The sequence below is a fragment of the Streptomyces sp. NPDC004609 genome (assembly GCF_042873655.1).
GTDB lineage: Bacteria > Actinomycetota > Actinomycetes > Streptomycetales > Streptomycetaceae > Streptomyces.
The window spans coordinates 59,275-85,370 of sequence record NZ_JBIALS010000011.1; the positions used below are offsets into that span (position 1 = coordinate 59,275).

19 protein-coding genes and 1 pseudogene are annotated in these 26,096 nt (G+C 71.8%); 12 read left to right on the forward strand and 8 right to left on the reverse strand.

Annotated elements, in window-relative coordinates; all coding sequences use genetic code 11:
• Nucleotides 1-106 precede the first annotated feature (106 nt).
• Both ACFYT4_RS13700 and ACFYT4_RS13705 read left to right on the forward strand, forming a co-directional pair.
• The gene (locus ACFYT4_RS13700) at nucleotides 107-1,294 is read left to right on the forward strand and encodes a M20 family metallopeptidase (RefSeq protein WP_389267839.1); all 1,188 of its coding nucleotides are present in this window, start codon (nucleotides 107-109) and stop codon (nucleotides 1,292-1,294) included.
• Between the two features lie 38 nt (nucleotides 1,295-1,332).
• On the forward strand, nucleotides 1,333-2,766 hold the full coding sequence (locus ACFYT4_RS13705; protein WP_389267841.1) for an MFS transporter: 1,434 nt from the start codon (nucleotides 1,333-1,335) through the stop codon (nucleotides 2,764-2,766).
• A gap of 661 nt (nucleotides 2,767-3,427) precedes the next feature.
• Here the strand turns inward: ACFYT4_RS13705 and ACFYT4_RS13710 are convergent.
• Genes ACFYT4_RS13710 through ACFYT4_RS13725 form a run of 4 tightly spaced genes read right to left on the reverse strand, consistent with a single transcriptional unit; the run spans nucleotide 3,428 to nucleotide 9,202 of the window.
• A complete protein-coding gene (locus ACFYT4_RS13710; RefSeq protein ID WP_389267843.1) occupies nucleotides 3,428-4,594 on the reverse strand; it encodes an acyl-CoA dehydrogenase family protein in 1,167 nt (388 codons plus the stop codon).
• A gap of 4 nt (nucleotides 4,595-4,598) precedes the next feature.
• The gene (locus ACFYT4_RS13715) at nucleotides 4,599-5,582 is read right to left on the reverse strand and encodes a hydroxymethylglutaryl-CoA lyase (RefSeq protein WP_389267845.1); all 984 of its coding nucleotides are present in this window, start codon (nucleotides 5,580-5,582) and stop codon (nucleotides 4,599-4,601) included.
• On the reverse strand, nucleotides 5,575-7,572 hold the full coding sequence (locus tag ACFYT4_RS13720; protein WP_389267847.1) for a biotin carboxylase N-terminal domain-containing protein: 1,998 nt from the start codon (nucleotides 7,570-7,572) through the stop codon (nucleotides 5,575-5,577). The genes ACFYT4_RS13715 and ACFYT4_RS13720 overlap by 8 nt, the downstream gene beginning before the upstream one ends.
• A 13-nt stretch (nucleotides 7,573-7,585) precedes the next feature.
• A complete protein-coding gene (locus tag ACFYT4_RS13725; protein WP_389267849.1) occupies nucleotides 7,586-9,202 on the reverse strand; it encodes a carboxyl transferase domain-containing protein in 1,617 nt (538 codons plus the stop codon).
• A gap of 97 nt (nucleotides 9,203-9,299) precedes the next feature.
• Here ACFYT4_RS13725 and ACFYT4_RS13730 point away from each other — a divergent pair, with 97 nt between their 5' ends.
• Nucleotides 9,300-9,893 carry a TetR/AcrR family transcriptional regulator gene (locus ACFYT4_RS13730; protein WP_389267851.1) on the forward strand — a complete coding sequence of 198 codons (594 nt, stop codon included), beginning with the start codon at nucleotides 9,300-9,302 and terminating at the stop codon, nucleotides 9,891-9,893.
• A gap of 105 nt (nucleotides 9,894-9,998) precedes the next feature.
• Entirely contained in the window at nucleotides 9,999-10,778 is a 780-nt protein-coding gene (locus ACFYT4_RS13735; RefSeq protein WP_389267853.1) for a phosphatase, read from the forward strand.
• Nucleotides 10,779-10,865: 87 nt separating this feature from the next.
• Here the strand turns inward: ACFYT4_RS13735 and ACFYT4_RS13740 are convergent, their stop codons facing one another.
• Together ACFYT4_RS13740 and ACFYT4_RS13745 are read right to left on the reverse strand one after the other, a co-directional pair.
• Nucleotides 10,866-11,738: an acyl-CoA thioesterase gene (locus tag ACFYT4_RS13740; protein WP_389267855.1), complete on the reverse strand. Its 873-nt coding sequence runs from the start codon at nucleotides 11,736-11,738 to the stop codon at nucleotides 10,866-10,868.
• Nucleotides 11,739-11,766: 28 nt separating this feature from the next.
• Nucleotides 11,767-12,924: an acyl-CoA dehydrogenase family protein gene (locus tag ACFYT4_RS13745; protein ID WP_389267857.1), complete on the reverse strand. Its 1,158-nt coding sequence runs from the start codon at nucleotides 12,922-12,924 to the stop codon at nucleotides 11,767-11,769.
• Between the two features lie 237 nt (nucleotides 12,925-13,161).
• On the opposite strand from ACFYT4_RS13745, the pseudogene ACFYT4_RS13750 reads away from it, so the two are divergent.
• Nucleotides 13,162-13,371 (forward strand): annotated as a pseudogene (locus tag ACFYT4_RS13750) (sodium:solute symporter); the annotation flags it as partial.
• Nucleotides 13,372-13,572: 201 nt separating this feature from the next.
• Nucleotides 13,573-14,541: an agmatinase gene (speB, locus tag ACFYT4_RS13755; protein WP_389267859.1), complete on the forward strand. Its 969-nt coding sequence runs from the start codon at nucleotides 13,573-13,575 to the stop codon at nucleotides 14,539-14,541.
• Between the two features lie 9 nt (nucleotides 14,542-14,550).
• Here the strand turns inward: speB and ACFYT4_RS13760 are convergent, their stop codons facing one another.
• Both ACFYT4_RS13760 and ACFYT4_RS13765 read right to left on the reverse strand, forming a co-directional pair.
• A complete protein-coding gene (locus ACFYT4_RS13760; protein WP_389267861.1) occupies nucleotides 14,551-15,201 on the reverse strand; it encodes a response regulator in 651 nt (216 codons plus the stop codon).
• A gap of 266 nt (nucleotides 15,202-15,467) precedes the next feature.
• Nucleotides 15,468-16,637 carry a sensor histidine kinase gene (locus ACFYT4_RS13765; RefSeq protein WP_389267863.1) on the reverse strand — a complete coding sequence of 390 codons (1,170 nt, stop codon included), beginning with the start codon at nucleotides 16,635-16,637 and terminating at the stop codon, nucleotides 15,468-15,470.
• 108 nt (nucleotides 16,638-16,745) lie between these two features.
• Here ACFYT4_RS13765 and ACFYT4_RS13770 point away from each other — a divergent pair, with 108 nt between their 5' ends.
• From ACFYT4_RS13770 to ACFYT4_RS13795, 6 genes are all read left to right on the forward strand, one after another.
• The gene (locus ACFYT4_RS13770; protein WP_389267865.1) at nucleotides 16,746-17,678 is read left to right on the forward strand and encodes an ABC transporter ATP-binding protein; all 933 of its coding nucleotides are present in this window, start codon (nucleotides 16,746-16,748) and stop codon (nucleotides 17,676-17,678) included.
• 2 nt (nucleotides 17,679-17,680) lie between these two features.
• On the forward strand, nucleotides 17,681-18,505 hold the full coding sequence (locus ACFYT4_RS13775; RefSeq protein WP_389267867.1) for an ABC transporter permease subunit: 825 nt from the start codon (nucleotides 17,681-17,683) through the stop codon (nucleotides 18,503-18,505).
• A 199-nt stretch (nucleotides 18,506-18,704) separates the two neighbouring features.
• A complete protein-coding gene (locus ACFYT4_RS13780) occupies nucleotides 18,705-19,739 on the forward strand; it encodes an esterase-like activity of phytase family protein (protein ID WP_389268044.1) in 1,035 nt (344 codons plus the stop codon).
• A 163-nt stretch (nucleotides 19,740-19,902) separates the two neighbouring features.
• Nucleotides 19,903-20,742: a serine hydrolase gene (locus ACFYT4_RS13785; protein ID WP_389267869.1), complete on the forward strand. Its 840-nt coding sequence runs from the start codon at nucleotides 19,903-19,905 to the stop codon at nucleotides 20,740-20,742.
• Between the two features lie 262 nt (nucleotides 20,743-21,004).
• Nucleotides 21,005-21,979, forward strand: coding sequence for a serine hydrolase (locus ACFYT4_RS13790; RefSeq protein ID WP_389267871.1), 975 nt, complete (start codon nucleotides 21,005-21,007; stop codon nucleotides 21,977-21,979).
• A 138-nt stretch (nucleotides 21,980-22,117) separates the two neighbouring features.
• Complete coding sequence (locus ACFYT4_RS13795; protein ID WP_389267873.1) at nucleotides 22,118-25,897, forward strand: ABC transporter ATP-binding protein; 3,780 nt, start codon at nucleotides 22,118-22,120, stop codon at nucleotides 25,895-25,897.
• Nucleotides 25,898-26,096: the final 199 nt, after the last annotated feature.

Consider the following 26,096-nt stretch of genomic DNA (forward strand, 5'->3'; position numbering starts at 1 on the left):
CTTGAGCCCCCTCGGCACAATCCTGTGATTTTCGCGCCAACACGGATCTTCGGCAAAACAATGCCCTACCGCCGGAGGAGCCGGTACACCACGCGAGGAGTGATCCGTGACGATTCTGGACGACGCGAAGACGCTTCAGGGCGATCTCGTGCGGCTGCGCCGCGCCCTGCACGCCGAACCCGAGATCGGCCTCCACCTGCCCCGTACGCAGGAGAAGGTGCTCGCCGCACTCGAAGGTCTCCCGCTGGAGGTGACCACCGGTACCGCGCTCAGCTCGGTGACCGCCGTCCTGCGCGGCGGCCGGCCGGGCCCGGCCGTCCTCCTGCGCGGCGACATGGACGCGCTCCCCGTAACGGAGAGCACCGGGCTGGAGTACGCCTCCCGTATCCCAGGACAGATGCACGCCTGCGGCCACGATCTGCACACCGCGATGCTCGTCGGCGCCGCGAAGCTGCTGTGCGCCCGCCGGGCGGAGCTCAGCGGCGATGTGGTGTTCATGTTCCAGCCCGGCGAGGAGGGGTGCGACGGCGCGCGCCTGATGATCGAGGAGGGTGTCCTCGAAGCGTCCGGGGCACGGCCCGTCGCCGCGTACGCCCTGCATGTGGGGCTCGGAAAGACGGCGAACGGGGTGTTCGGGACACGTCGCGGACCGCTGCTCGCGGCATCCGACTCCGTCCGCGTGACCGTGCGCGGCCGGGGCGGGCACGGGGCCGCCCCGCACCTCGCGCTCGATCCGATCCCCGCCGCCTGCGAGATGGTCACCGCTCTCCAGACCTTCGTGGCACGCACCTTCGACGCCTTCGACCCCCTGGTGCTGACGGTCGGCGCGTTCCGGAGCGGCACCGCGAGCAATGTGATCCCGGACCGGGCCCGGTTCGACGCGACGGTGCGGACGTTCTCGACCGGGACCCAGGAGCGCGTCAGGGAGGGAGTGCTCCGGGTGTGCCGGGGGATCGCCGCCGCCCACGGACTGGAGGTGGACATCGACTACACCGAGGAGTACCCGGTGACCGTCAACGACGACACCGAGGCCGAGTTCGCCGCGGGCGTCGTCGCGGACGTCCACGGCGAGCACCGGTTCGCCTGGGTCCCCCAGCCGGTGTCCGGTGCCGAGGACTTCTCCCGGGTGCTCGCCGAGATACCCGGCGCGTACGTCTTTCTCAGCGCCGTGCCCGCCGGCACCGACGGCACCGGCCCGATGAACCACTCCCCGCTCGCCGTCTTCGACGACGGCGTCCTCGCCGACGGCGCCGCGCTCTACGGCGAACTCGCCCTCCGCAGACTCGCCGCCTGAACACCTGGCACCCCCGACACCCAGACCAGGAGCCCGCCATGTCCGAAGCGATAACGTCCACAGCGAAGAGACCGGCCCCCTCAGGCTGGTCCAGCAAGCCCCTCGCAGTGCTGCTGCCCCTGCTGTTCATCGAGTTCTTCAGCGGCGTCCTCCAGATCTACTTCGTCCCCCTCTACCCCTGGCTCTCCCGTGAGTTCGGTGTCGACGCCGGCTCACTGGCGTGGGCGCTGACCGTGTTCACCATCGCCGGCGCGCTCGGCACCCCCCTGCTCGCCAAGCTCGGCGACCTCTACGGCCATCGCCGGATCCTGCGGGTCAACCTCGGCCTCGTCTCGCTGGGGTCCCTGGTCATCGCGATCGCCCCGAACTTCGGATTCCTCCTCGTGGGCCGCTCACTCCAGGGCCTCTTTCCCGCGTTGCTGCCGCTGATGTTCGGCCTCATCCGCTCACGGTTCGACGCCGACGTCACACGCCGCGCCGTCGCCTATCTCACCTCGTGTCTGCTGTTCGGCGGACTGATCGGGGCCATCGCCACCAGCCAGCTCGTCAAGGCGGCAGGCGGCCCGGAGTGGGTGCTGTGGATCCCCGTCGTCGGCACCGTGATCGGCTCCGGCCTGCTCTGGCTGGGGCACGAGCACACGGTCAGGGACCCGGAGGCGCGCGTCGACTGGGCCGGGGCGGCGCTGCTCGGTCTGGGCCTCGTCTGCCTGTTGCTCGGACTGAACCAGGGCCCGTCCTGGGGCTGGACCTCCGCGGGCATTCTCGCCCCGCTCGGCCTCGGGCTACTGCTGCTCGTGACCTGGGTGATCGTCGAACTCCGCGTCGACCAGCCCCTCGCCGACCTGCGGTTCCTGTTCCGGCCCCGGCTGGTGCCGGTGTACGTCGTCGGGGGCGGGGTGTACTTCGCGATCGAGGGCGGACAGATGGCCAACTCGATGTTCATGGGCCTCGAACTGGGATTGAGCGCCTCCGAGATCGGTCTGATGCTCATTCCCAAGATCGGCCTCGCGGTGCTGACGGCGGCGCTGAGCGCCCCGCTCAGCCGCTGGATCGGATTCTCCTGGATCATGGTCATCGGCAGCGCGTGCGTCGCCGTCAACGCCACCGGGCTCATCTTCTTCCGGGACTCGATCGCCGAATACCTCGTCTTCGCGATGCTCGGCACGGCGGGGCTGGGGTTCGTCGCCGGATCCGCCCGTGCCGTGATGGTCGGCGAGCTCCGCCGGCACGAGATGTCCACGGGCCAGGGCGTCTACCAGCTCTCCATCGTCATCGGGGCCGCGATCGGCAGCGCGGTGCTCGGTGCGATCTTCGCGGCGAACCTCCACGGCACCATCCCGACCGGGAGCGCGTACACCCTTGTGTGGATCGCGCAGTCGGCGATGGCCCTCATCGCCCTCATCGCGGCGCTGACCCACGTGTCCCGGACCGCGCGGGGCCGGACCGGCGGTGTTCCCGAAGGAACCGCGTAGGGCGGGTCGGCCTCCGGCGCCCCGCGCTCCTCCGACCTCTGTCCGCGTCGGTGACCGGGCGGGCGGGGCCTGGCTGCGCGGCACCTGCGGAAGGTGCCGTTACTGCCGGGGCCTCTGTCCGCAGTCCCCTGCTCCTGTCTGCCGCGCGCCGCACCGAGAAGAGGGACGGGCGCCCCCGAGGGACCGTGTTCGGGGGTGCCCGCCCCTTCGGGGGCGCCGCTGAAATGGTGTTCTTCACCTGCCGGAGGTGTCGACATCGCCCGTCAAGGGCGGTACTTCGGAAACGATTGCGCCGGAGCCGGAGCCGGAGCCGGAGCCGGAGCCGGAGCCGGAGGGCCGGGGGCCTTGGCCTGTCCGGCCCGTACGGTCGCTCAAGGCCGCGGGGTCCGGCCCGGGCACCACTCGGGGCCGCCGCCCGGACCGGGCGGCGGCCCCGGGCGGAGGCCGTGCACGCGCGTGCCGACCGTACCGGTACCGGCGGGGACCGGATCTCGCGCGTACCGGGCCACGGGACGGCCGGCGCCGCCGTGGCCATGGGGCGGGTGACCTTCCCGTACGGCTCGTACGGCTCGCACGGGCCGGTTGGACCCGTGCCCACTGCCCCCGGGGTTCGTCCGGCCGCGTACTCCCGCCGCGGACGGCCGTGGATATCCGGGGCGGATCAGCCCGTGAGCCCCAGCTCCCGGGCGATCAGCATGCGCTGCACCTCACTCGTGCCCTCGCCGATCTCCAGGATCTTCGAATCACGCCACATCCGGGCCACGGGGTACTCGTTCATGAAGCCGTAACCGCCGTGGATCTGGGTGGCCTCACGGGCGTTGTCCACCGCGATCGTCGACGAGTACAGCTTCGCCAGCGCCGCCTCCTTCTTGAACGGCTCGCCCTGCACCAGCCGGGAGGCCGCGTCCCGCCAGCCGACCCGGGCCATGTGCGCCCGCATCTCCATGTCCGCGATCTTGAACTGGATGGCCTGGTTGTCGCCGATCGGCCGGCCGAACGCGTGGCGCTCCCTGGCGTACTTCACCGACTCGTCCACACAGCCCTGCGCGAGACCCGTGGCGAGCGCGGAGATGGCGATCCTGCCCTCGTCGAGGATGCGGAGGAACTGCGCGTACCCCCGGCCCTCCTCGCCGAGGAGATTCGCCAGCGGCACCCGCACCTCGTCGAAGGCCAGCTCACGGGTGTCCGACGCGTTCCACCCGACCTTCGAGTAGGCGGGGGCGACGGTGAACCCGGGGGTGCCGGACGGGACGATGATCGAGGAGATCAGCGGCTTGCCCGCCTCCGTGCGGCCGGTGACGGCGGTAACCGTCACCAGTCCCGTGATGTCCGTGCCGGCGTTGGTGATGAAGCACTTCGAGCCGTTGATCACCCACTCGCCCGCGGCTTCGTCCCGGACGGCGGTGGTCTTCGTGCCGCCCGCGTCGGAGCCGCCGTCCGGCTCGGTCAGCCCGAACGCGCCCAGCAGCTCGCCCGAGCAGAGTCTCGGCAGCCACTCCCGCTTCTGCTCCTCCGTACCGAAGCGGAAGACCGGCATCGCGCCCAGCGACACCCCCGCCTCCAGGGTGATCGCCACGGACGAGTCGACGCGCGCCAGCTCCTCCAGGGCGATACCGAGGGCGAGATAGTCGCCGCCCATGCCGCCGTACTCCTCGGGGAACGGCAGCCCGAACAGGCCCATACGGCCCATCTCGCGGACGATCTCGTACGGGAACTCGTGCCGCTCGTACAGATCACCGATCTTCGGAGCGATCACCTCGTGCGCGAACTGCTCGACCGTACGGCGGAGCTCCTCGTGCTCGGGTGTGAGCCGGTGGTCCAGGGACATGGGGTCACTCCTTGTGGGAGAGGGCGCGAACGGTACGGGAAGGGCTGGGTCGGCCCAGTTGCTCGGCCATCCACACACTGGTGGCGGTGAGCCGGCCGAGGTCGACCCCGGTGTCGATCCCGAGGCCGTGGAGCATCCACACGAGGTCTTCGGTGGCGAGGTTTCCGGTGGCGCTCCTGGCGTACGGACAGCCGCCCAGCCCGCCCGCGGAGGCGTCCACGGTGGTGACGCCGTGCTCCAGCGCGGCGAAGGTGTTGGCGAGCGCCTGGCCGTAGGTGTCGTGGAAGTGCACACCGAGTGCGGAGGTCGGCACGCCCTCCTCGTTCAGCTCGGCGAGCAGGGCGAGGACATGGCCCGGGGTGGCGACGCCGATGGTGTCGCCGAGGGACAGCTCGTCACAGCCCATCTCCCTCAGCTGCCGGGCCACCCGGACCACCTGATGGATCGGGACCGGGCCCTCCCAGGGGTCGCCGAAGCACATCGACAGATAGCCGCGGACATGGATCTTGTCGTCCTTGGCGCGGGCGACGACCGGCTCGAACATGGCGAGCGACTCGGCGACCGTGCGGTTGAGGTTCTTGCGCGCGAAGGTCTCGGTCACCGAGCCGAACACCGCGATCGACCGGGCGCCGAGCGCGATCGCGCGGTCCAGCCCGCGTTCGTTCGGTACGAGGACGGGCAGGGACACGCCCTTCATGCCCCCGAGCAGGGGGAACAGCTGCTCGGCGTCGGCGAGCTGCGGCACCCAGGAGGGATGGACGAAGCTCGTCGCCTCCACGGTCCGCAGTCCCGCGTCGGCGAGGCGGCGCACGAACTCCGCCTTCACCTCGGTCGGTACGACCGTCTTCTCGTTCTGGAGACCGTCGCGCGGGCCCACCTCGTGGATGCGCACCCGGGGCGGAAGGTCCTGCGCCGGGACCTCCATGGGCAGCCCGCCGGGCGCCGGTCCGCCGGCCGGTCCGCCGCTCGCCGTCCTCGCGTCAGTCATCGCCCGCCTCCCGGTCCTTCGCGCTCTCGTGCGGGGCGACCACGGCCAGCAGCTGGTCCATGGCGACCGTGGTGCCCGGGCCGACGTCCAGCTCGGTGACCGTCCCCGCGTGCGGCGCGGAGATGACGTGCTCCATCTTCATCGCCTCGACCACGAGCAGGCTCTGGCCGGCGTCCACCTCGTCGCCGACGGCCACCTTGACGACGGTGACCGTCCCGGGCATCGGCGCGGCGAGCGTGTCCGCGCCCGCGTGGGCGGCGCCGCTGAGGGACGCGGCGACCGGGTCGTGGTCCTGGACGTGCCAGGAGTCGCCGTCACGGGCCAGCCAGTCGGCCGCGCGGCGGAAGGTGTGGGTGATCCCCTCCGCCGTGACGGTGACCGTGTCTGCGGTGACCCGGGAGGACTCCGGCACCCGGGCCGTCCTGGGCTCGAAACCGGGGACGCGCAGGGGGAAGGCGAGCGGCGGGGGATCGCCGCCGAGCCGCCAGCCGCTGGGCGCCGAGAACGGGTCCGTCCAGCCGTTCGCGTCCGGCCGGGGCGCGAGCTCCGCCTTCCGTACGGCCGCCGCCGCCGCGTACACCTCGTCCGGGACGCCGTCCGGCACCAGGCCGTCGACCTCCCGCTCCACCAGGCCGGTGTCCATCGTGCCCGCGACCACCGCGGGATGGGCCAGCAGCCGGCGCAGGAAGCCCGCGTTGGTCGGGACGCCGAGCGTGACCGTCTCGGCGAGGGCCGCGCGCAGCCGGCGCAGCGCCGTGGGGCGGTCGGGGCCGTACGCGATGACCTTCGACAGCATCGGGTCGTACAGGCTGGAGACCTCGGTGCCCTCGCTCAGGCCCGAGTCGGTGCGCACCCCTCCTCCAGGCCCTTCGAGCCGGGGGGAACCCCAGCCCTGGGGCTCGTGCAGCGCGAGGACCGTGCCGCCGGAGGGCAGGAAGCCGCGCGAGGGGTCCTCGGCGCAGATCCGTGCCTCTATCGCGTGGCCGGTGAGGGTGATGTCCCGCTGTTCGTACGGCAGGGGTTCGCCCGCGGCGACCCGCAGCTGCCACTCCACCAGATCGAGTCCCGTGATCAGCTCGGTGACGGGGTGCTCCACCTGGAGGCGGGTGTTCATCTCCATGAAGTAGTAGGAGGACGGGTCGGTGCCGGGGACGATGAACTCGACCGTCCCCGCGCCCACATAGCCGCAGGAGCGGGCCGCCTGCACGGCCGCCTCGCCCATGGCCGCGCGGGTCTCCTCGTCGAGGAGGACGGACGGGGCCTCCTCGATGATCTTCTGATGGCGGCGCTGGAGCGAGCACTCGCGCTCGCCGAGGTGGACCACCCGGCCGTGCGCGTCGGCCAGGACCTGGATCTCGATGTGCCGGGGCCGGTCGATCCACCGCTCCACCAGCAGTGTGTCGTCTCCGAAAGAGGCGCGGGCCTCACGGCGGGCCGCCGCGATCTCCTCCAGCAGCGCCGACTCCACCCGGGTGAGGCGCATGCCCTTGCCGCCGCCGCCCGCCGACGGCTTCAGCAGGACCGGCATCCCGATCGCACGGGCCGCGTCGGCCAGCTGGCGGTCCGTCAGACCGGAGCCGGAGGAGCCCGGTACCACCGGGACCCCGGCCGCCTTCACCGTCTCCTTGGCGCGGATCTTGTCGCCCATCAGCGAGATCGCCTCCGCCGGCGGCCCGATGAAGGTCAGGCCCGCGTCGGCGCACGCCAGCGCGAACGCCGCGTTCTCCGCGAGGAAGCCGTAGCCGGGGTGGATCGCCTGCGCGCCCGTGCGCACCGCCGCGTCCAGCAGGCTCTTCACGGACAGATAGCTCTCGGCGGCGGGCGGGGGACCGATCCGGACCGCGGTGTCCGCCTCCCGCACATGCCGGGCGTCGGCGTCCGCGTCGCTGAAGACCGCGACCGAGCGGATGCCCATCGCCCGCAGCGTACGGATGACCCGGACCGCGATCTCACCCCGGTTGGCCACCAGGACTGTGTCGAACATCGGCATGGTGTGAAGTCCCTTACATCCGGAAGACGCCGAAGCCGGGGTCGCCCAGGGGGGCGTTGGCGCAGGCGGTCAGGGCCAGACCCAGCACCTGGCGGGTCTCCAGCGGGTCGATCACTCCGTCGTCCCAGAGGCGGGCGGTGGCGTAGTACGCGCTGCCCTGCTGCTCGTACTGGCCGCGGATCGGGGCCTTGAACGCCTCCTCGTCCTCGGCGGACCAGGTCTCGCCCCGCGCCTCCAACTGGTCGCGCTTGACCGTGGCGAGCACGGACGCCGCCTGCTCCCCGCCCATGACCGAGATCTTGGCGTTCGGCCACATCCACAGGAAGCGGGGGGAGTAGGCGCGGCCGCACATCGAGTAGTTCCCCGCGCCGTACGAACCGCCGATGACGACCGTCAGCTTGGGGACACGGGTGCAGGCCACCGCCGTGACCATCTTCGCGCCGTGCTTGGCGATGCCGCCCGCCTCGTAGTCCTTGCCGACCATGAAGCCGGAGATGTTCTGGAGGAACAGCAGCGGGATGCCGCGCTGGTCGCACAGCTCGATGAAGTGGGCGCCCTTCTGGGCGGACTCGGCGAACAGGATGCCGTTGTTGGCGACGATGCCGACGGGGTGGCCGTGGATCCGGGCGAAGCCGGTGACCAGCGTCTGCCCGAACTCGGCCTTGAACTCGGCGAACCGCGAGGCGTCGGTGATCCGGGCGATGACCTCGCGCACGTCGTAGGGCGTACGGGAGTCGACCGGCACCACGCCGTACAGCCCGGCGGGGTCGGCCTTGGGCTCCTCGGACGGCTCGACCGACCAGGGCAGCGGGCCGCGCGCGGGCAGGGTCGCCACGATGTTCCGCACGATCCGCAGGGCGTGGGCGTCGTCCTCGGCGAGATGGTCGGTGACACCGGAGACCCGGGAGTGGACCTCGCCGCCGCCCAGCTCCTCGGCGGTGACGATCTCGCCGGTCGCGGCCTTCACCAGGGGCGGGCCGCCCAGGAAGATCGTCCCCTGGTTCCGTACGATCACGGCCTCGTCGCTCATCGCGGGCACATAGGCGCCGCCGGCCGTGCAGGAGCCGAGGACCGCCGCGATCTGGGGGATGCCCGCGCCCGACATCCGGGCCTGGTTGTAGAAGATCCGGCCGAAGTGCTCGCGGTCGGGGAAGACCTCGTCCTGCATCGGCAGGAACGCACCGCCCGAGTCCACGAGGTAGACGCACGGCAGCCGGTTCTCCAGCGCGATCTCCTGGGCGCGCAGATGCTTCTTGACCGTCATCGGGTAGTACGTGCCGCCCTTGACGGTCGCGTCATTGGCGACGATCAGGGTCTCGCGCCCGCTGACCCGGCCGATGCCCGCGATGACACCCGCCGCCGGGGCCTGGTCGCCGTACATCCCGTGGGCCGCGAGGGGAGCCAGCTCCAGGAACGGCGAGCCGGGGTCGAGCAGGGTGTCCACCCGGTCCCGCGGCAGCAGCTTCCCTCGCGCGGTGTGCCGGTCGCGGGCCCTCTCGCCCCCGCCGAGACGGGCCGCGGCGAGCTTGGCGCGCAGCACGTCGGCCAGCTCCCGGTGGGCGGCCTCATTGGCCTGCCAGGCCGCCGACGCCGGGTCTGCCGCGCTGGTCAGCACGGGTGCCTGCTGCATCGAGTCGAACCCCCTTGCCCGTACAACGTCAGTTAATGAACGTTAACTCCCTCCACAGGTTAACGACCGCTAACGGCGTTGTCTAGAATCGGGTCCCATGAGCATCAGGACGGACGCGCCGACCCGCCGCGAGCAGATCCTCAAAGAGGCGGCCCGGCTCTTTGCGGAGCGCGGATTCCACGGCGTGGGGGTCGACGAGATAGGGGCCGCCGTGGGGATCAGCGGCCCGGGTCTGTACCGCCATTTCGCGGGCAAGGACGCGATGCTCGCCGAGCTGCTGGTCGGCATCAGCGAGCGGCTCCTGAGCGGCGGCCGGCTGCGGGTGGCGGAGACGGCATCCGACCCCGAGGCGCTGCTCGCCTCCCTGATCGACGGCCATATCGACTTCGCCCTCGACGACCGTCCCCTGATCACCCTCCACGACCGCGAGCTGGACCGGCTGCGCGAGAGCGACCGCAAGCTCGTGCGCCAGCTCCAGCGGCAGTACGTCGAGCTCTGGGTCACGGCCGTCCGGGACCTCCACCCCGAGGTGCCCGAGTCGGAGGCCCGGGCGGCGGTCCACGCCGTGTTCGGGCTGCTGAACTCGACCCCCCACCTGGGGTCGCACGGCGGGGGGCTCCCCGCGCGCGCCGCGACGGAAACGTTGCTGCGGCGGCTGGCGCACGGGGCGTTCGCCTCGCTCACCCCGTAGCCGGGGCGCGCGGGCGCCGCGCATGCTTCGTCCCGCCATGTGGACGGCGTCCACCGTTCGGGACGTACCGTTTCGCCACGGGGACAGGGCGGCACAATAGAGGGCATGCCGATACCCAGCCGTGCCGCCCTCGTCGATCACCTCGTCCGCACCCGTATCGCAGGAGACGTCGCCACCCCGCGCGACAACAACCTCTCCCACTACCGCAAACTCGCCAACGGCGACCGGCACTTCTGGCTGGGCCTGGAGCTGGGCGACCGCTGGACGGACGAGCAGGACGTCCTGGCCGTGATGGCCGAGCGCTGCGGTGTCAGCGACGACCCCGCGCACCGCACCGGCCAGGACACCATCGACCCCGAACTGACCGTCGCCGGCCTGGACCGGCTCGCCGCCCGCCTGCGCAAGGCCGCCGCCGGGAAGGAGCGGGTCCTCTTCGCCACCGGCCACCCCGGCGGCCTCCTCGACGTGCACCGCCGCACCGCGGAGGCCCTGCGCGCCGCGGGCTGCGAGATCGTCCGGATCCCGGGCGGGCTGATGGCCGACGAGGGCATGGTCTTCCAGTTCGCCGACGTCGCGATGCTGGAGCGCGGCGCGACCCTCTGGCACACCCACTCCCCGGCGCCGATGGCCGCCGTCCTGGACGGCCTGGAGCGCGAGGGCAGACCACAGCCGGACCTCGTGGTCGCCGACCACGGCTGGACCGGCTGCGCGGGCGGGCGCGGCCTCGACGCGGTGGGCTACGCCGACTGCAATGACCCGGCCCTCTTCATCGGCGAGGCGGAAGGCACCGTTCAGGTGACCGTCCCCCTTGACGACCACGTCACCGACCCCCGCTTCTACGACCCGATGACGGACTACCTGCTCTACTCGGCGGGCCTTATGTGAGGGGGAGCTTGGAGGGTGACTGGGGGCTGTGTTTTTTGTGGTTCCTTCTCCCCCAGACTCCGTCCGGGGGAGAAGGAACCACAGAAATCACCGCGGCACCCGGACCACGCCCTCCTGGATGACCGTGATCGCCAGGCGGCCGTCCTGGGTGTAGATGCGTGCCTGGGCCAGCCCGCGTCCGCCCGAGGAGGACGGTGACTCCTGGTCGTACAGGAGCCATTCGTCGGCGCGGAACGGACGGTGGAACCACATGGCGTGGTCCAGGGACGCTCCCACGACGTCGCCGACGGTCCAGCCGCCGCGGCCGTGTGCCAGGAGGACCGAGTCCAGGAGGGTCATGTCGGAGACATAGGTGGCGAGGCAGACGTGCAGGAGAGGGTCGTCCGCGAGTTTGCCGCCTGCGCGGAACCAGACCTGTGAGCGCGGGTCGCGCGGTTCGCCGACGGCTCCGTACGGCGGGGCGCCCACATAGCGCAGATCGACGGCGGCACGCGCCTCCAGGAGGCGGTCGGCGACGCCGGGGTCGATGAAGTGCTCGGCGTACGCGGGCAGGCTCTCCGCCGCTGTCGGCAGGGTTTCCGGGGCGGGTGCGGGCGGCATCGGGGCCTGGTGCTCCAGGCCCTCCTCGTAGACCTGGAACGACGCCGACAGATGGAAGATCGGCTGGCCGTGCTGGACGGCGACCACCCGGCGTGTGGTGAAGGAGCGGCCGTCGCGGATGCGGTCGACCGTGTAGACGATCGGCGCGCCGGGGTCGCCCATGCGCAGGAAGTAGGCGTGCAGGGAGTGCGCCGAGCGGTCGTCGGGGACCGTGCGGCCCGCCGCGACCAGGGCCTGGGCGGCCACCTGGCCGCCGAAGACCCGGGGGATGACGGCGGTGCGCGACCGCCCTCGGAAGATGTTCTCCTCGATCTGCTCCAGGTCGAGCAGATCGAGGAGGTCGTCAAGTGCTGAACTCATGAGGTGACGGTAACCGGGCGCCGGGACGCTACAGACCCATGGACTTGGCGATGATCGACTTCATGACCTCGCTGGTCCCGCCGTAGATGCGGTTGACGCGGTTGTCCGCGTACAGGCGCGCGATCGGGTACTCGTTCATATAGCCGTAACCGCCGTGCAGCTGGAGGCACTTGTCGATGACGCGGTGCGCCACCTCGGTGCAGAACAGTTTCGCCGACGCCGCCTCGGCCGCCGTCAGCTCGCCCGCGTCGTGCGCCTCCAGCGCACGGTCCACGACCGCCTCGGCGGCGTCCACCTCGGCCTTGCAGGCGGCCAGTTCGAACTTGGTGTTCTGGAAGGACGCCACGGTCTTGCCGAAGACCGTGCGCTCCTCGACGTACCGCTGGGTGAAGCGGATCGCGGCGGCGGCCTGCGCATAGGCGCCGACGGCGATGGCGAGACGCTCCTGGGGGAGGTTCCGGCCCAGGTAGGAGAAGCCCTTGTTCTCCTCGCCGAGCAGATCCTCGGCGGGGATCTTGACATCCGTGAACGACAGTTCGGCGGTGTCGGAGGTCTTCAGGCCCAGCTTGTCGAGCTTGCGCCCGACCGCGTACCCCTCCAGCTTGGTGTCCACGACGAAGAGAGAGATGCCGTGGCGGCGGTCCTCGGCGCTCGGGGCGTCCGTGCGGGCGCAGACGATGACACGGTCGGCGTGGACCCCGCCGGTGATGAAGGTCTTGGCACCGTTGAGGACGTAGTGCGTGCCGTCGTCGGAGAGCCGGGCGGTCGTCTTCATGCCCGCGAGGTCGGAGCCGGTGCCGGGCTCGGTCATCGCGATCGCGTACATGGCCGCGCCCGAGACGAAGTCGGGGAGCCAGCGCTTCTTCTGCTCCTCGGTGCCGTACTCCAGGAGGTACGGCAGACAGAGCGCGACATGCACCCCGGAACCGCCGAAGGAGACGCCGGCGCGGGCGCTCTCCTCGGTGATGACCGCCTGGAACTTGAAGGAGGACTCCCCGGCGCCGCCGTACTCCTCCGGGACCTCTATGCCGAAGACGCCCAGCTCACCGAGCTTGTAGTAGAAGTCGCGGGGCGCCTGGCCGGCCGCGTACCACTCGTCGTACACGGGGACGACCTCGGCCTCGATGAAGGCGCGGATGGTCTCCCGGAACGCCTCGTGGTCCTCGCTGTAAACGCTGCGGCGCACGAACGCCTCCTCTGCATGCCGTGGGGCCGGGTCCGGTGTCGGGCCACGCGTGGTGGCCAAGCGCTTGCTCAGCATCAAGTTACCCGCTGGTCACCGAGGCTGTCCAGAGGTATCCCCGTGCCGTCCCCCTCCGGCCGGGACCGGGGATGAGACCGGGGACGGCGACGAGACCGGGACCTGGGACGGCGGGGGCGGTGACGCGAATCAGGTCGGCGGTCCGGCCGTCATCGGCCTGATGGCCTGATGGCCGGGTACGGGATCCTCGCCGACGGGCCCGACTTCTACGGCCTGCTCTCCTCGCTCGCGGTCTACGCGGTCGTCAGCCTGCTCACCAGGCCCGCCGACGCGGCCGTGCCGGCCAACTGGCGGGAGCGGCCCGCGGGCCGGGGCGGCGAGGGCGAGGACGCGGGCGAGGACGCGGGACGGAGCGAACCTGCGGCGGTCTGATCCCGCGCGCCGAGCTCCACGGCGCGGTACGAGTCCCGTCGTACGAGTCCCGTCGTGTGAGAGCCGGGTCCCGTGGTCCCGGTCCCGTCGTACGAACCCCTCCCCACCCCCTCCCCGTGGTCCCACCCTGGACAGCCGGATATCCGGTCACCTGGATACAGTCGAAACCGCATGGAAGCGGCAGGAAAGAAGGCATGTCACATGAGCAGCAACGAGCAGCCGCGCGGCCCGATCGACTCGTCCCGCGTCCCCCGGTACGCCGGACCCGCCACGTTCGCCCGGCTGCCCCGCCTCGACGAGGTCGGCAGTGCCGAAGTCGCCGTCGTGGGAGTGCCCTTCGACGCCGGGGTCTCCTACCGGCCCGGCGCCCGCTTCGGCGGAAACGCCATCCGTGAGGCGTCGCGCCTCCTGCGCCCCTACAACCCGGCGCAGGACGCCTCGCCCTTCGCGCTCGCGCAGGTCGCGGACGCGGGGGACATCGCGGCGAACCCGTTCGACATCCACGAGGCCGTCGAGACGATCGAGGCCGCGGCCGACGAGCTGCTCGGCACGGGCGCGCGTCTGATGACGCTCGGCGGCGACCACACCATCGCCCTCCCGCTGCTGCGCTCGGTCGCGAAGAAGCACGGCCCGGTCGCGCTGCTCCACTTCGACGCCCACCTCGACACCTGGGACACGTACTTCGGCGCCGAGTACACCCACGGCACCCCGTTCCGCCGGGCCGTCGAGGAGGGCATCCTCGACACCTCCGCCCTCTCGCACGTCGGCACCCGCGGCCCGCTGTACGGCAGGCAGGACCTCACCGACGACGAGAAGCTGGGCTTCGGGATCGTCACCTCCGCCGACGTCTACCGGCGGGGCGCCGACGAGATCGCCGACCAGCTGCGGCAGCGTATCGGGGACCGCCCGCTGTACATCTCCATCGACATCGACTGCCTGGACCCGGCACACGCGCCCGGCACCGGTACGCCCGAGGCCGGCGGCATGACCTCCCGCGAACTGCTGGAGATCCTGCGCGGGCTCGCCTCCTGTCACCTCGTCTCCGCGGACGTCGTCGAGGTCGCGCCCGCGTACGACCACGCCGAGATCACCTCGGTGGCGGCCTCCCACACCGCGTACGAGCTGACCACGATCATGACCCGTCAGATCGCGGAGGGCAGGGCCAAGTGACGCCGGGGGTCACTCGGGCGTGACGAACCCCGACTCGTACGCGGCGATCACCGCCTGCGTACGGTCCCGCGCGCCCAGCTTGGCGAGTACCGCGCTCACATGGGTCTTCACGGTCTCCGTGCCGACGTGGAGCTGTCCGGCGATCTCCGCGTTGGACAGCCCGCGCGCCATCAGCCGCAGTACCGCCGCCTCCCGCTCGGTCAGTGCCGCGCGCTCCATCGCCGCGCGTGCGGCACTGCTTCCGTACTCGGTGGCCAGCGACCGCACCGCGGCCGGAAAGAGCAGCGACTCGCCCTCCGCGACCAGCCGCACGGCGTGCACGATCTCCGCGGGCCGGGCCCGCTTGAGCAGAAAGCCGTCGGCGCCCGCGCGCAGCGCCTCGTACACGTACTCGTCGTTCTCGAAGGTCGTGATGACGAGGATCTTCGGCGGATCGTCGACGGTTCTCAGGACCGCGCGGGTCGCCTCGATGCCGTCGAGGAGCGGCATCCGTACGTCCATCGCGACCACATCGGGCCGCAGCCGCCGCACCAGCGGGATCACGGCGGCACCGTCGGCCGCCTCGCCGACGACCTCGATGTCGGGCTGCGCCTCCAGGACGGCGCGCAGGCCCGCCCGTACGAGAGGCTCGTCGTCGACGAGAAGCACGGAGATCGGCATCAGGCCAGGTTAGGCGGTGGGCACGGGTGGGACCGCGCGGACCCGGGCGCGGCCCCGCAGGCCCGGAGCGGTACGGGGGCCTCCCGGCCCGGTACGCGGCGTCCCGAAGCGGTACGGAGTCTCCGGGCGTTCGGGACGGCCACTCCGGGCGACACGCGGGCCGGGCCGGTGCGCGCCGGGGCCGCGCCCGGGTCCGCGCGCCGAGAGGGCCCTCACCGGGACCTCACACCCGGGACCTTTCACGCCCGGACTTCACCCGGAACCTCTTACCCGGGCCCCTTCAGCGGCAGTCCGACGCGGACCCGCCATTCACCCTCGTACGGGCCGGTCGCGGCCTCGCCGCCGAGCAGCGCGGCCCGCTCCCGGATCCCGCGCAGTCCGCTGCCCCGGCCGTTCGGAACGACGGGGCGGTCCAGCGGGTTGAACACCTCCAGTTCGAGCCGGTCGTCGTCGACGGCGATACGGACCCGGGTCGGCACCGGACCCATGTGCCGCAGCACATTCGTCAGCGCCTCCTGGAGGATCCGGTACCCCTCGCGTGACACCGGCCCCGGAACGAGCCCGACCGGACCCGTCACCTCCGCGTCGACCTCGGCGCCGGACGCCCGCGCGGACTCCAGCAGGCGGTCCGTGTCGGAGAGCGTCGGCCTGCTGCTCACGGGCTGCTCCGATTCCCTCAGGACGATGAGCACCCGCTCCAGATCCTCCAGCGCGGCCCGCCCGGTCTCCTCGATGGCGGTGAGGGCGCGGTCGGTGAACTCCGCGCTCCCCGCCGCCTTGGCGGCACCCGCCTGCACCACCGCGATCGTCAGCGCGTGCCCGATCGAGTCGTGCAGCTCCCGGGCGATCCGGTTGCGTTCCAGCAGCTGTTCCGTGCGCTCTTCGAGCGTGGCGAGCCGCTCCTGAGGGGAGGGGCCGAGCAGTCGCCGGGCGAGGGCGGTGATCAGTTCGCCGACCCCCACGACATACGCGGCCAGCACGACGACCGGCAGGGGAGTGAGCAGGACGTACCAGTCGGGCCCGCCCGGCAGTTCGATGAGGGAGGTCCGGGCCGGGCTGCCGGCGGTCCCGCGCGCCAGATCGACGGTGAGCGCGAGCAGATTCACGATCAGATAGCCGGTCAGCAGGCCGAGCACCATCCGCAGCTCCAGCCACAGCACCGTGCGTCCGCGATCGGCCCAGGTCCGCGACGGAGCGGCGACGATGCCGGACGCCGGGTCCTTGAAGCCGTGCGAGGTGAGCAGAAGCCGGGCCTGAAGACCCTCGGCCAGCCGCGCCGCCGGTACCAGACCCACCAGCGCCATCAGGAGGAACGGCACGTACGGATCGCTCTCCGAGACGAACAGCCACATCCCGAAGACGATCTGCCCGATGAGCAGATGCAGCACGCGGGTGTAGGTGACGGCGCGGATCAGCGGGCGGAGAAACCGGAGCATTCCGCCATCGTGCCAGGGCCCGGAGGACGGGGGCTCCCCCGCGCGGGGGAGCGGGTCTCCCCGGCCGGGGGAGGCACCGCCCGGGGTTCAGCGGCCAGGCTCAAGGCCATGACCAGCATCGACGTAGCGAACCTGACGAAGGAGTACGGCACCACCCGGGCCGTGGACGGGCTGAGCTTCCGTGTCCGGCCCGGAGCCGTCACCGGCTTCCTCGGCCCGAACGGAGCCGGGAAGTCCACCACCATGCGCCTGGTGCTCGGCCTGGACCGGCCCACCTCCGGCACCGCCACGATCGGCGGCCACGCCTACGCCGCGCTCGACGACCCGCTGCGCACGGTCGGCGCGCTCCTCGACGCACAGGCGGCGCCGGGCTTCCGCACCGCCCGCGCCCATCTGCGGATCCTCGCGGCGGCCGGGCGGATTCCGGAGCGCCGGGTGGACGAGGTCCTGGAGCAGACGGGGATCGCGAGTGTCGCGAACCGCAGGACCAAGACCTTCTCGCTCGGTATGCGCCAGCGGCTGGGGATCGCGGCGGCGCTCCTCGGCGATCCCCGGATCCTGATCCTGGACGAACCGTCCAACGGACTCGATCCCGAGGGGATCATCTGGATCCGCGAGCTGATGCGGAGCCTGGCGGGGGAGGGCAGGACCGTCCTCGTCTCCAGCCATCTGATGAGCGAGACGGCCACCTTCGCGGACCACCTCGTGGTGCTCGGGAAGGGCAAACTGCTCGCCGACACCCCGATGCGGGAGTTCGTCGTCACCTGGACCGCCCGGAAGGTGCGGCTGCGGACCACCGAAGGCGAGCGGCTGCGCACGGCTCTCACCGCCGACGGGTACGCGCCGTCCGTGGACGACGACGGTCTGTGGACCGTCGAGGGGGCGCGGCTCGACGACGTGGGCCGGCTCGCCGTCCGGGAGGGCATTCCCGTACTCGAACTGGCGGCGGAGGAACCCTCCCTGGAGGAGGCGTATCTCGCCCTGACCGCGGGCGAGGCCGAGTTCACCGCCGCTGCCGGCACCGCGACCCCGGAGGCATGATCATGACCAGCACCTCTCCTTCCGCGCCCACCCCGTCGGCCGCCACCCCGTCCGCCGGTACCGTCGGCACCGGCCGTGCTCCGGCCTCGCCCCTCGCCGCCGTCCTGCGCTCCGAGTGGCTGAAGATCCGCTCGGTACGGTCCCTGTGCACGGCCCTGGCCCTTGTCTTCGCCGCCACGGCCGGCTTCACCGTCCTCGCGACCGCGACGATGCCCGCCGAGACGACCGGCGAACCGGACTTCGACCCGGTGTTCGCCTCGTTCACCGGCCTCGCCGTCGGGCAGATCGCCGCGATCTGCTTCGGCGCGCTGGCCGTCGCGGCGGAGTACCGCACCGGCGCCATCCGCGTCTCCCTGGCCGCGGTCCCACGCCGTGGCCTCCTGTACGCGGGGAAGCTCGCCGTCATCGGCGCCCTGGCGCTCCTCGTCGGCCTCGTCACCAGCGTCACCTGCTTCTTCACGGCGCAGTCGCTCCTGGGCGACGAGGGCGTCGGCCCCGGCTCCCAGGGAGCGGTCCGCGCGATGGCGGGCGGTGGCGTCTACATCGCGCTGATCACCCTCCTCGCCGCCGCCCTCACCGTGCTCCTGCGCAGCGCGCCCCTGGTGATGGGCATCCTCATCTCGTTCCTGATCGTGGTCTCGTTCGTCCTCGGCGGCCCCGGCGAGTCCGGATTCATCGAGTACTTCCCCGACCACGCGGGCCAGCAGATCCTTCTCCAGGACCCCACCGGCACCCTCGGCCCCTGGGGCGGCCTCGGAGTGCTGATCCTGTGGGTGTCCGCGGGGGTCTGGGCGGGCGGAAGCTCCTTCCTCCGCCGGGACGCGTGACCCGGGCCCGGCCTGCACGCGGTCGGCCTCGGCGTCGGTGCAGGCGTCGGTGTCGGTGCAGGCGTTGGTGTCGGTGTCCCGCGAAGTCCCGCGAACGGAGCAGGGCTCGCGACCCGGAGTGCGTCAACGGGCCGACGTTCACCGGAAGTTCGCCCGCCCCCGACCCGGACTGCCCTAGCGTGGGTCCGTGCCCCTATCGATGCGTACGCGCAAAGTACTCGCCGCTCTCACCGCCGTCGCGACCCTCTGTGCCGGGGCGGGGACCGCGTCCGCCCGGGAAGGCGCCGGGGGCGGACACGCGTGTTCGGGGCGGGTGGGGATCGAGGGGTACTCCGACGCGCTCGACAAGACGGAGTACCAGGGGGTGTTCGTCGGGAACATCTCGGCTCTCGCCGTCGACGGAGGCGGGCGGATCGCCGCGCTGTCCGACCGGTCGGAGCTGTTCGGGCTCGACCGCGGGAGTCTGCGGCCGGTGGGCGTGGTGCGGCTCGCCGACGAGGGCGGGGCGCCGCTCGACTCCGAGGGGCTGGTCGTGGAGAGGGACGGAAACCGGCTGGTCGCCTCGGAGGGGGAGCCGTCCGTACGACGGTACGCGCGGGACGGGAGGCTGCTCGGGAGTCTGGACGTGCCGGACGCGCTGAAGGTGGCCCCGGCCGGGCGCGCGGTACGGAATCTCACCTTCGAGGGGCTCACGGCGCAGCCCGGCGGGCGCGTCCTCGTCGCCGCGATGGAGGGGGCGATCGCCGGGGACAGCGCGGGGATCGTACGGATGCAGACCTGGCAGCGCGGCAGGCACGACTTCCGCCCGGCGGCGCAGTACGGCTACCGCACCGACGCGGGGCTCGGCGTCAGCGAGATCACCGCCGCCGGGGACGGGCGGCTGCTGGTGCTGGAGCGGGGGTTCACGTCCGGCGTGGGGAACACCGTCCGGCTCTACCTCGCCGATCCGCGCGGCGCCGACGATGTGGGGGACGTCGTGAACCTCACCGGGCAGGCGGACGTACGGCTCATGCCGAAGACCCTCCTCGCGGACCTCGCCGACTGCCCCTCCCTGGGCGCGCCGGCCAAGCAGCCCCAGCCCAATCCGCTGCTCGACAACATCGAGGCCATGGCCGTCACCGGGCGGGCCCCGCACGGCGGGCTCCGGGTGCTCCTCGCCAGCGACGACAACCAGAACGCCGCCCAGACCACCCGCTTCTACCGGCTCACGGTGAAACCGCCCCACCGTCGCTGACCTTTCCGGGCCCGCCGACCGACCGGGCGCCCGTCCCGCCTGCCCGCCCCGGCTCCCGGCGCGGGCGCCCCGGGAAGCGCTCACCACAGCGCTCACCGCGGGGAACAGGGATCACGGCGCGATTCACAGGAAGGCTCACAGGAAGGCGTGAGTCAATTCCGTCATGGCCTCTCGCGGAATACGCCGTATCCGCGCCGCCTTCGTCGCGGCCGTCGTCCTCCTCCCCACCGTCGTGGCCGTGACTCCCGCCGACGCGGCCACGACGCCGGCCATCGCCTGTACCTCGCGCGATGTCTCCCTCGCGTTCAAGCTGCTGGTGGACATCGCGGAGGCGCTCGACGGCAGCCGTTCGACCGCCGCGCTCCACTTCGACGACCGGCTCAGCGACATCAGCTGTGAGGTGCGGGCGGACCGGACGTTCGACTCGGCGAGCGTGGTCAAGGTGACCGTGCTCGGCGCGCTGCTCATGGAGGCGAAAGACCGGGGGCGGGCGTTGACGGCACGTGAGCACGGGCTCGCACGGGCCATGATCACCCAGTCGGACAACGCCTCGACCGACACCCTCTGGCGGCAGCTCGGCACGGACCGGATCGAAGCGTTCCTGAACGCGGCCGGAATGAAGGACACCGTCCCCGGCACGGGCGGCCGCTGGGGGCTCACGCAGATCACCGCGCGCGACGAGTACCGGCTGCTGCGGCTGCTGACCGCGCCGAACGATGTGCTCACCGACGCCTCGCGGGCGTACGCCCTCACGCTGATGCGCGAGGTGACCGGCTCCCAGCGCTGGGGCACCCCGGCCGGCGCCCCCGCCACCGCGACCGCTCAGATCAAGAACGGCTGGCTGCCCCGGGCCACCCACGGCTGGCGCGTCCACAGCATCGGCGCGTTCACCGAGGACGGCCACGACCGTACGATCGCGGTGCTCACGGAGGACAACGCCACCATGGCCTCCGGCGTCGAAACCGTCGAAGCGATCTCCCGCGCCCTGCACCGGAATCTGTGACGCCGTCGACCGATGACGCGATCGACGGAAGGCGCGGTCGACCGATGACGCGGTCCTTCGGAGACGCGGCCCGCCGAAGGTTCCCGGAGGCCGTCGGTCACCGCGAGGCACCGATTTCTGTCACCTCTCCATAACTGTTCGAAGAGTTGCGCGGAAATCGTGCAACCTTTCGTACGACCGGCGGTCATCAGGGACAGGTGCGCCAGCCGTACGGAAAGGCCGCACCCCACAGGCCGCAAACAGGGGAAACAGGAACATTTCGATGACTCACCACCGCACACCCGGCGCGCCGCGCCGTCCTCGTACCGTCGCCGCCGCGCTCGCCGCGGTATTACTCGCGCCGGTCGCCGTGATCATGACCACGGCCTCGGCGCCCGCCGCCGCCGCGACACCGCAGGTCGTCTGCACGTCCAAGAAGGCGGGTCTCGCGAGCACGCTGACGAAGGGGATCAACGCGGCGCTCAAGGGCCGTACGTCGACCACCGCGATCTACTTCACGGACCGGGCCACCGGAACCAGCTGCCATCTGCGGGCCGCGCAGAAGTTCGACTCGGCCAGCGTCGTGAAGGTGACCGTGCTCGGCGCCCTGCTGATGGACGCGCAGAAGCAGAACCGGAGCCTGACCTCCCGTGAACAGGGCCTCGCCAAGGCCATGATCACCCAGTCGGACAACGCGTCCACCAGCACCCTGTGGAAGCAGCTGGGAGTCACCAAGATCCAGCGCTTCCTCACGGCGGCCACGATGACGCAGACCGTCCCCGGCTCGGGCGGCTACTGGGGACTCACCCAGATCACCGCCCGCGACCAGCAGCGCCTGCTCCATCTGCTCACCACCCGGGGCACGGTCCTCACCGACGCCTCCCGGGCCTACGTGCTCAAGCTGATGCGCGAGGTCGTGCCGTCCCAGCGCTGGGGCACCCCGGCCGGCGCCCCCGCCACCGCGACCATCCAGGTCAAGAACGGCTGGGTACCCCGGGCCACCCACGGCTGGCGCGTCCACAGCATCGGCGCGTTCACGGGGGCGAAGCACGACTACACGATGACGGTCCTCACCCAGGGCAACCGCACCATGAACGACGGCGTGAACACCATCCAGGCCGTGGCCCGCGCGATCCACAAGGGTCTCGGCCCGGCGGCGACCACGCGGGGTGCCTTCACCCCGAGCGCGGTTCCGCACGAGGCGGTGCCCGCCACCCCGGAGCAGTCCGCGAAGGACCCGGTACCGGCGACCCGCTGACCCCGGGCCTGCTGACCCGGGCCGGCGGCCCCGACAACCGCCCGTAACACTCCGTAGCCGATCACTGCGGCGGGATGAAATCCGCCCCGCGCCGCGTTGGTGCCTTCCGGTGGAACAGAAACCAACGGGAGGCATCACGTGGCGGCGGCGAAGGCGGCTGAAGGGGCCCAGGGCTGGGCACGGCGACTGTCCGGATACGCCTGGCGATACCGGCGCAACGTCCTCCTCGCCCTCGGCTCCTCCCTCGCGGGCATGGCCGTCCTGGCGCTCGTCCCCCTCATCACCAAGGTCGTCATCGACGACGTCATCGGGAACGGCAGCCGGTCGCTCGCCGTATGGACCGGCCTCCTCATAGCCGCCGCCCTCGTCGTCTACGTCCTCACCTATATACGCCGCTACTACGGCGGCCGTCTCGCGCTCGACGTCCAGCACGATCTGCGGACCGAGATGTACGCGACGATCACCCGACTCGACGGGCGCCGCCAGGACGAGCTCTCCACCGGACAGGTCGTCGGCCGCGCGACCAGCGACCTCCAGCTCATCCAGGGCCTGCTCTTCATGCTCCCGATGACCATCGGGAACGTCCTGCTCTTTTTCATCTCCCTCGCGATCATGGCCTGGCTGTCGCCGCCGCTCACCCTGATCGCCCTCGCCGTCGGCCCCGCCCTGTGGTGGATCGCCAAGCGCAGCCGGGTCCGCCTCCACCCCGCCACCTGGTACGCCCAGAGCCAGGCCGCCCATGTCGCGGGTGTCGTGGACGGCGCGGTCTCGGGCGTACGGGTCGTCAAGGGCTTCGGCCAGGAGGAGCAGGAGACCGGCAAACTGCGCGACGCAGGCCGCAGGCTCTTCGCCGGACGACTGCGCACCATCAGGCTGAACTCCCGCTACACCCCGGCGCTCCAGTCCATCCCCGCCCTCGGCCAGGTCGCGATGCTCGCCGTCGGCGGCTGGCTCGCCACCCGCGGCCAGATCACCCTCGGCACCTTCGTCGCCTTCTCCACCTATCTCGCCCAGCTCGTCGGACCCGTCCGCATGCTCGCCGTCGTCCTCACCGTCGGCCAGCAGGCCCGTGCGGGCGTCGACCGCGTGCTGGAGCTGATCGACACCGAACCCACGCTGGAGAACGGCACCAAGGACCTCCCGGCGGACGCCCCCGCGACCGTCGAGTTCGACGCGGTCACCTTCGGATACGACCCTGAGCGGCCCGTCCTCGACGGCTTCTCCCTGGAGATCGGCGAGGGCGAGACCGTCGCCGTCGTCGGCTCGTCCGGCAGCGGCAAGTCCACCGTGTCGCTGCTGCTGCCCCGCTTCTACGACGTGACGGGCGGCGCGGTCCTCGTCGGCGGCCACGACGTGCGCGAACTCACCCTCGAATCCCTGCGCGCCGCCATCGGGCTCGTACCGGAGGACAGCTTCCTCTTCTCCGACACCGTGCGCGCGAACATCGCGTACGGAAAGCCCGGAGCGAGCCGGGAGGAGATCGAGGCCGCCGCGCGCGCCGCCCAGGCGGACCGTTTCATCGCCGAACTGCCCGAGGGATACGACACCAGCGTCGGCGAGCAGGGACTCACCCTCTCCGGCGGCCAGCGCCAGCGCATCGCCCTCGCCCGTGCGATCCTCACCGACCCCCGGCTGCTCCTCCTCGACGACGCCACCTCCGCCGTGGACGCCCGGGTCGAGCACGAGATCCACGAGGCCCTCCGCTCGGTGATGACCGGGCGCACCACCCTGCTGATCGCCCACCGCCGCTCGACGCTCAATCTCGCCGACCGCATCGCCGTGCTCGACGGCGGCCGGCTCGCCGACATCGGCACCCACGAGGAACTCACCGCACGCTCGGCCCTCTACCGCAGGCTGCTGACCGACCCGGACGAACTGGGCGGCGTCTCCCCGGGCCACGCCCCGCCGCTGGAGACGGAGCCGGGCGACGACCGCACCGTACGGGAGGAGATGGCCGTACGGGAGGAGATGGAGGCCGCGTTCGACGCCGAGCGCGGGATCACCCCCCGGCTCTGGGTCCGCGACGAGAACGCCGCGGAGGCGAAGACCCCGGACGCCAGCCCCGAACTGCTCGCCCAGGTCGAGGCGCTGCCCCCGGCCGACGACACCCCGGACATCGACGAGAGGCGCGCGACCAGCGCCGAGCGGTCCCGCGGCGAGGGGCGGGGACTGCGGATGCTGCTCCGCGGTTTCGGGGCGCCCCTGCTGGTCAGCCTGCTCCTGGTGGCGATCGACGCCGGGATGGGCCTGCTGCTGCCGGTGCTGATCCGGCACGGCATCGACCAGGGTGTGGAGCAGGCCGCGCTCGGCGCGGTGTGGGCGGCCTCCGGTCTGGCGCTGATCGCCGTCGTCGTGCAGTGGGCTGCGCAGATCGGCGAGACGAGGATGACCGGCCGTACCGGCGAGCGGGTCCTGTACTCCGTACGCCTGCGGATCTTCGCCCAGCTCCAGCGGCTCGGGCTCGACTACTACGAGCGCGAGCTGACCGGCCGGATCATGACGCGGATGACGACCGATGTCGACGCGCTGTCGACGTTCCTCCAGACGGGCCTGGTCACGGCCTTCGTCTCCGTCGTCACGTTCTTCGGGATCATGGTCGTCCTGGTCGTCATCGACGTCCAGCTCGCGCTGGTCGTCTTCGCGACCCTGCCCGTCCTGATCGTCGGCACGTACTTCTTCCGCAAGCAGAGCGTGAAGGCGTACGAGCTGGCCCGTGAGCGCATCAGCGTCGTGAACGCCGATCTCCAGGAGTCCGTCTCCGGGCTGCGGATCGTGCAGGCGTTCCGCCGCGAGGAGCAGGGCAACCACCGCTATGTGACGGGCAGCGACAGCTACCGCCGGGCCCGGATCCGGGGCCAGTGGCTGATCTCGGTCTACTTCCCCTTCGTCCAGCTGCTGGCGTCGGTGGCCGCGGCCGCCGTGCTGATCGTCGGCGCGAACCGGATCGAGGCCGGCACGCTGACCACGGGCGCGCTGGTCGCCTACCTCCTCTACATCGACCTGTTCTTTGCCCCCGTCCAGCAGCTCTCCCAGGTCTTCGACGGGTATCAGCAGGCCGCCGTCTCTCTGAAGCGGATTCAGGAACTCCTGGAGGAGCGGCCCTCGACGACCCCGCCCGACCGGCCCGTCGAGGTGCGCTCGCTGCGCGGCGAGATCGTGTTCGAGGACGTCGGCTTCTCGTACGGCAAGGACGGTTCGGGCAGTGCGGAAGCGGCCCTGTCGGGTATCGATCTGCGGATACCCGCCGGTCAGACCGTCGCCTTCGTCGGCGAGACCGGCGCGGGCAAGTCGACGCTGGTCAAGCTGGTCGCGCGGTTCTACGACCCGACCCGCGGCCGGGTGACGGCGGACGGGACGGACCTGCGGGAGCTGGACCTGACCGCCTACCGGCACCGGCTCGGGGTCGTACCGCAGGAGGCGTATCTCTTCGAGGGGACCGTACGGGACGCCATCGCGTACGGCCGTCCCGGCGCGAGCGACGCCGAGGTGGAGGCCGCCGCCCGGGCGGTGGGCGCCCACGAGATGATCGCCACGCTGGACGGCGGCTATCTCCACGAGGTCTCCGAGCGGGGGCGCAATCTCTCCGCGGGCCAGCGCCAGCTGATCGCCCTCGCCCGCGCCGAACTGGTCGCCCCGGACATCCTGCTCCTCGACGAGGCGACCGCCGCTCTGGATCTGGCCACCGAGGCCCAGGTCAACCAGGCGACGGACCGGCTGACCGGCCGCCGCACCACGCTGGTCGTCGCCCACCGGCTGACCACCGCCGCCCGCGCCGACCGGGTGATCGTGATGGCCGACGGCCGGGTCGCGGAGGACGGTACCCACCACGAACTCCTGGCACGGGACGGGCAGTACGCGACCCTGTGGCGCACCTTCACGGGCGAGGATGAGCCCGAGGACCAGCCCGTGGTGGTGTGACCGGTCGTCCCGGCCGCTTCTCGCACCGTGCGTGAACCCTTCGCACCCCTGTCGCGTCGTAGCCGGGTACAGGCGCGAAACGCGAGGGAGAGCAAGCGTGTTGAGTGATACGGGTGCCCTGGGGAAGCGGCGTGCGGAGGGCGGCGGGAGCGCATGGGGGAAGGAGGACGGCGGGAGGGCGGGGACACGGCGGGTCCGG

What these genes read in the sequence shown, in the direction of transcription:
- ACFYT4_RS13705 (WP_389267841.1), top strand. Translation starts at nt 1,333, where the DNA reads ATGTCCGAAGCGATAACGTCCACAGCGAAGAGACCGGCCCCCTCAGGC.
- ACFYT4_RS13710 (WP_389267843.1), bottom strand. Translation starts at nt 4,594, where the DNA reads ATGTCCCTGGACCACCGGCTCACACCCGAGCACGAGGAGCTCCGCCGT.
- ACFYT4_RS13715 (WP_389267845.1), bottom strand. Translation starts at nt 5,582, where the DNA reads ATGACTGACGCGAGGACGGCGAGCGGCGGACCGGCCGGCGGACCGGCG.
- ACFYT4_RS13720 (WP_389267847.1), bottom strand. Translation starts at nt 7,572, where the DNA reads ATGCCGATGTTCGACACAGTCCTGGTGGCCAACCGGGGTGAGATCGCG.
- ACFYT4_RS13725 (WP_389267849.1), bottom strand. Translation starts at nt 9,202, where the DNA reads ATGCAGCAGGCACCCGTGCTGACCAGCGCGGCAGACCCGGCGTCGGCG.
- ACFYT4_RS13730 (WP_389267851.1), top strand. Translation starts at nt 9,300, where the DNA reads ATGAGCATCAGGACGGACGCGCCGACCCGCCGCGAGCAGATCCTCAAA.
- ACFYT4_RS13735 (WP_389267853.1), top strand. Translation starts at nt 9,999, where the DNA reads ATGCCGATACCCAGCCGTGCCGCCCTCGTCGATCACCTCGTCCGCACC.
- ACFYT4_RS13740 (WP_389267855.1), bottom strand. Translation starts at nt 11,738, where the DNA reads ATGAGTTCAGCACTTGACGACCTCCTCGATCTGCTCGACCTGGAGCAG.
- speB (WP_389267859.1), top strand. Translation starts at nt 13,573, where the DNA reads ATGAGCAGCAACGAGCAGCCGCGCGGCCCGATCGACTCGTCCCGCGTC.
- ACFYT4_RS13760 (WP_389267861.1), bottom strand. Translation starts at nt 15,201, where the DNA reads ATGCCGATCTCCGTGCTTCTCGTCGACGACGAGCCTCTCGTACGGGCG.
- ACFYT4_RS13765 (WP_389267863.1), bottom strand. Translation starts at nt 16,637, where the DNA reads ATGCTCCGGTTTCTCCGCCCGCTGATCCGCGCCGTCACCTACACCCGC.
- ACFYT4_RS13770 (WP_389267865.1), top strand. Translation starts at nt 16,746, where the DNA reads ATGACCAGCATCGACGTAGCGAACCTGACGAAGGAGTACGGCACCACC.
- ACFYT4_RS13775 (WP_389267867.1), top strand. Translation starts at nt 17,681, where the DNA reads ATGACCAGCACCTCTCCTTCCGCGCCCACCCCGTCGGCCGCCACCCCG.
- ACFYT4_RS13780 (WP_389268044.1), top strand. Translation starts at nt 18,705, where the DNA reads ATGCGTACGCGCAAAGTACTCGCCGCTCTCACCGCCGTCGCGACCCTC.
- ACFYT4_RS13785 (WP_389267869.1), top strand. Translation starts at nt 19,903, where the DNA reads ATGGCCTCTCGCGGAATACGCCGTATCCGCGCCGCCTTCGTCGCGGCC.
- ACFYT4_RS13790 (WP_389267871.1), top strand. Translation starts at nt 21,005, where the DNA reads ATGACTCACCACCGCACACCCGGCGCGCCGCGCCGTCCTCGTACCGTC.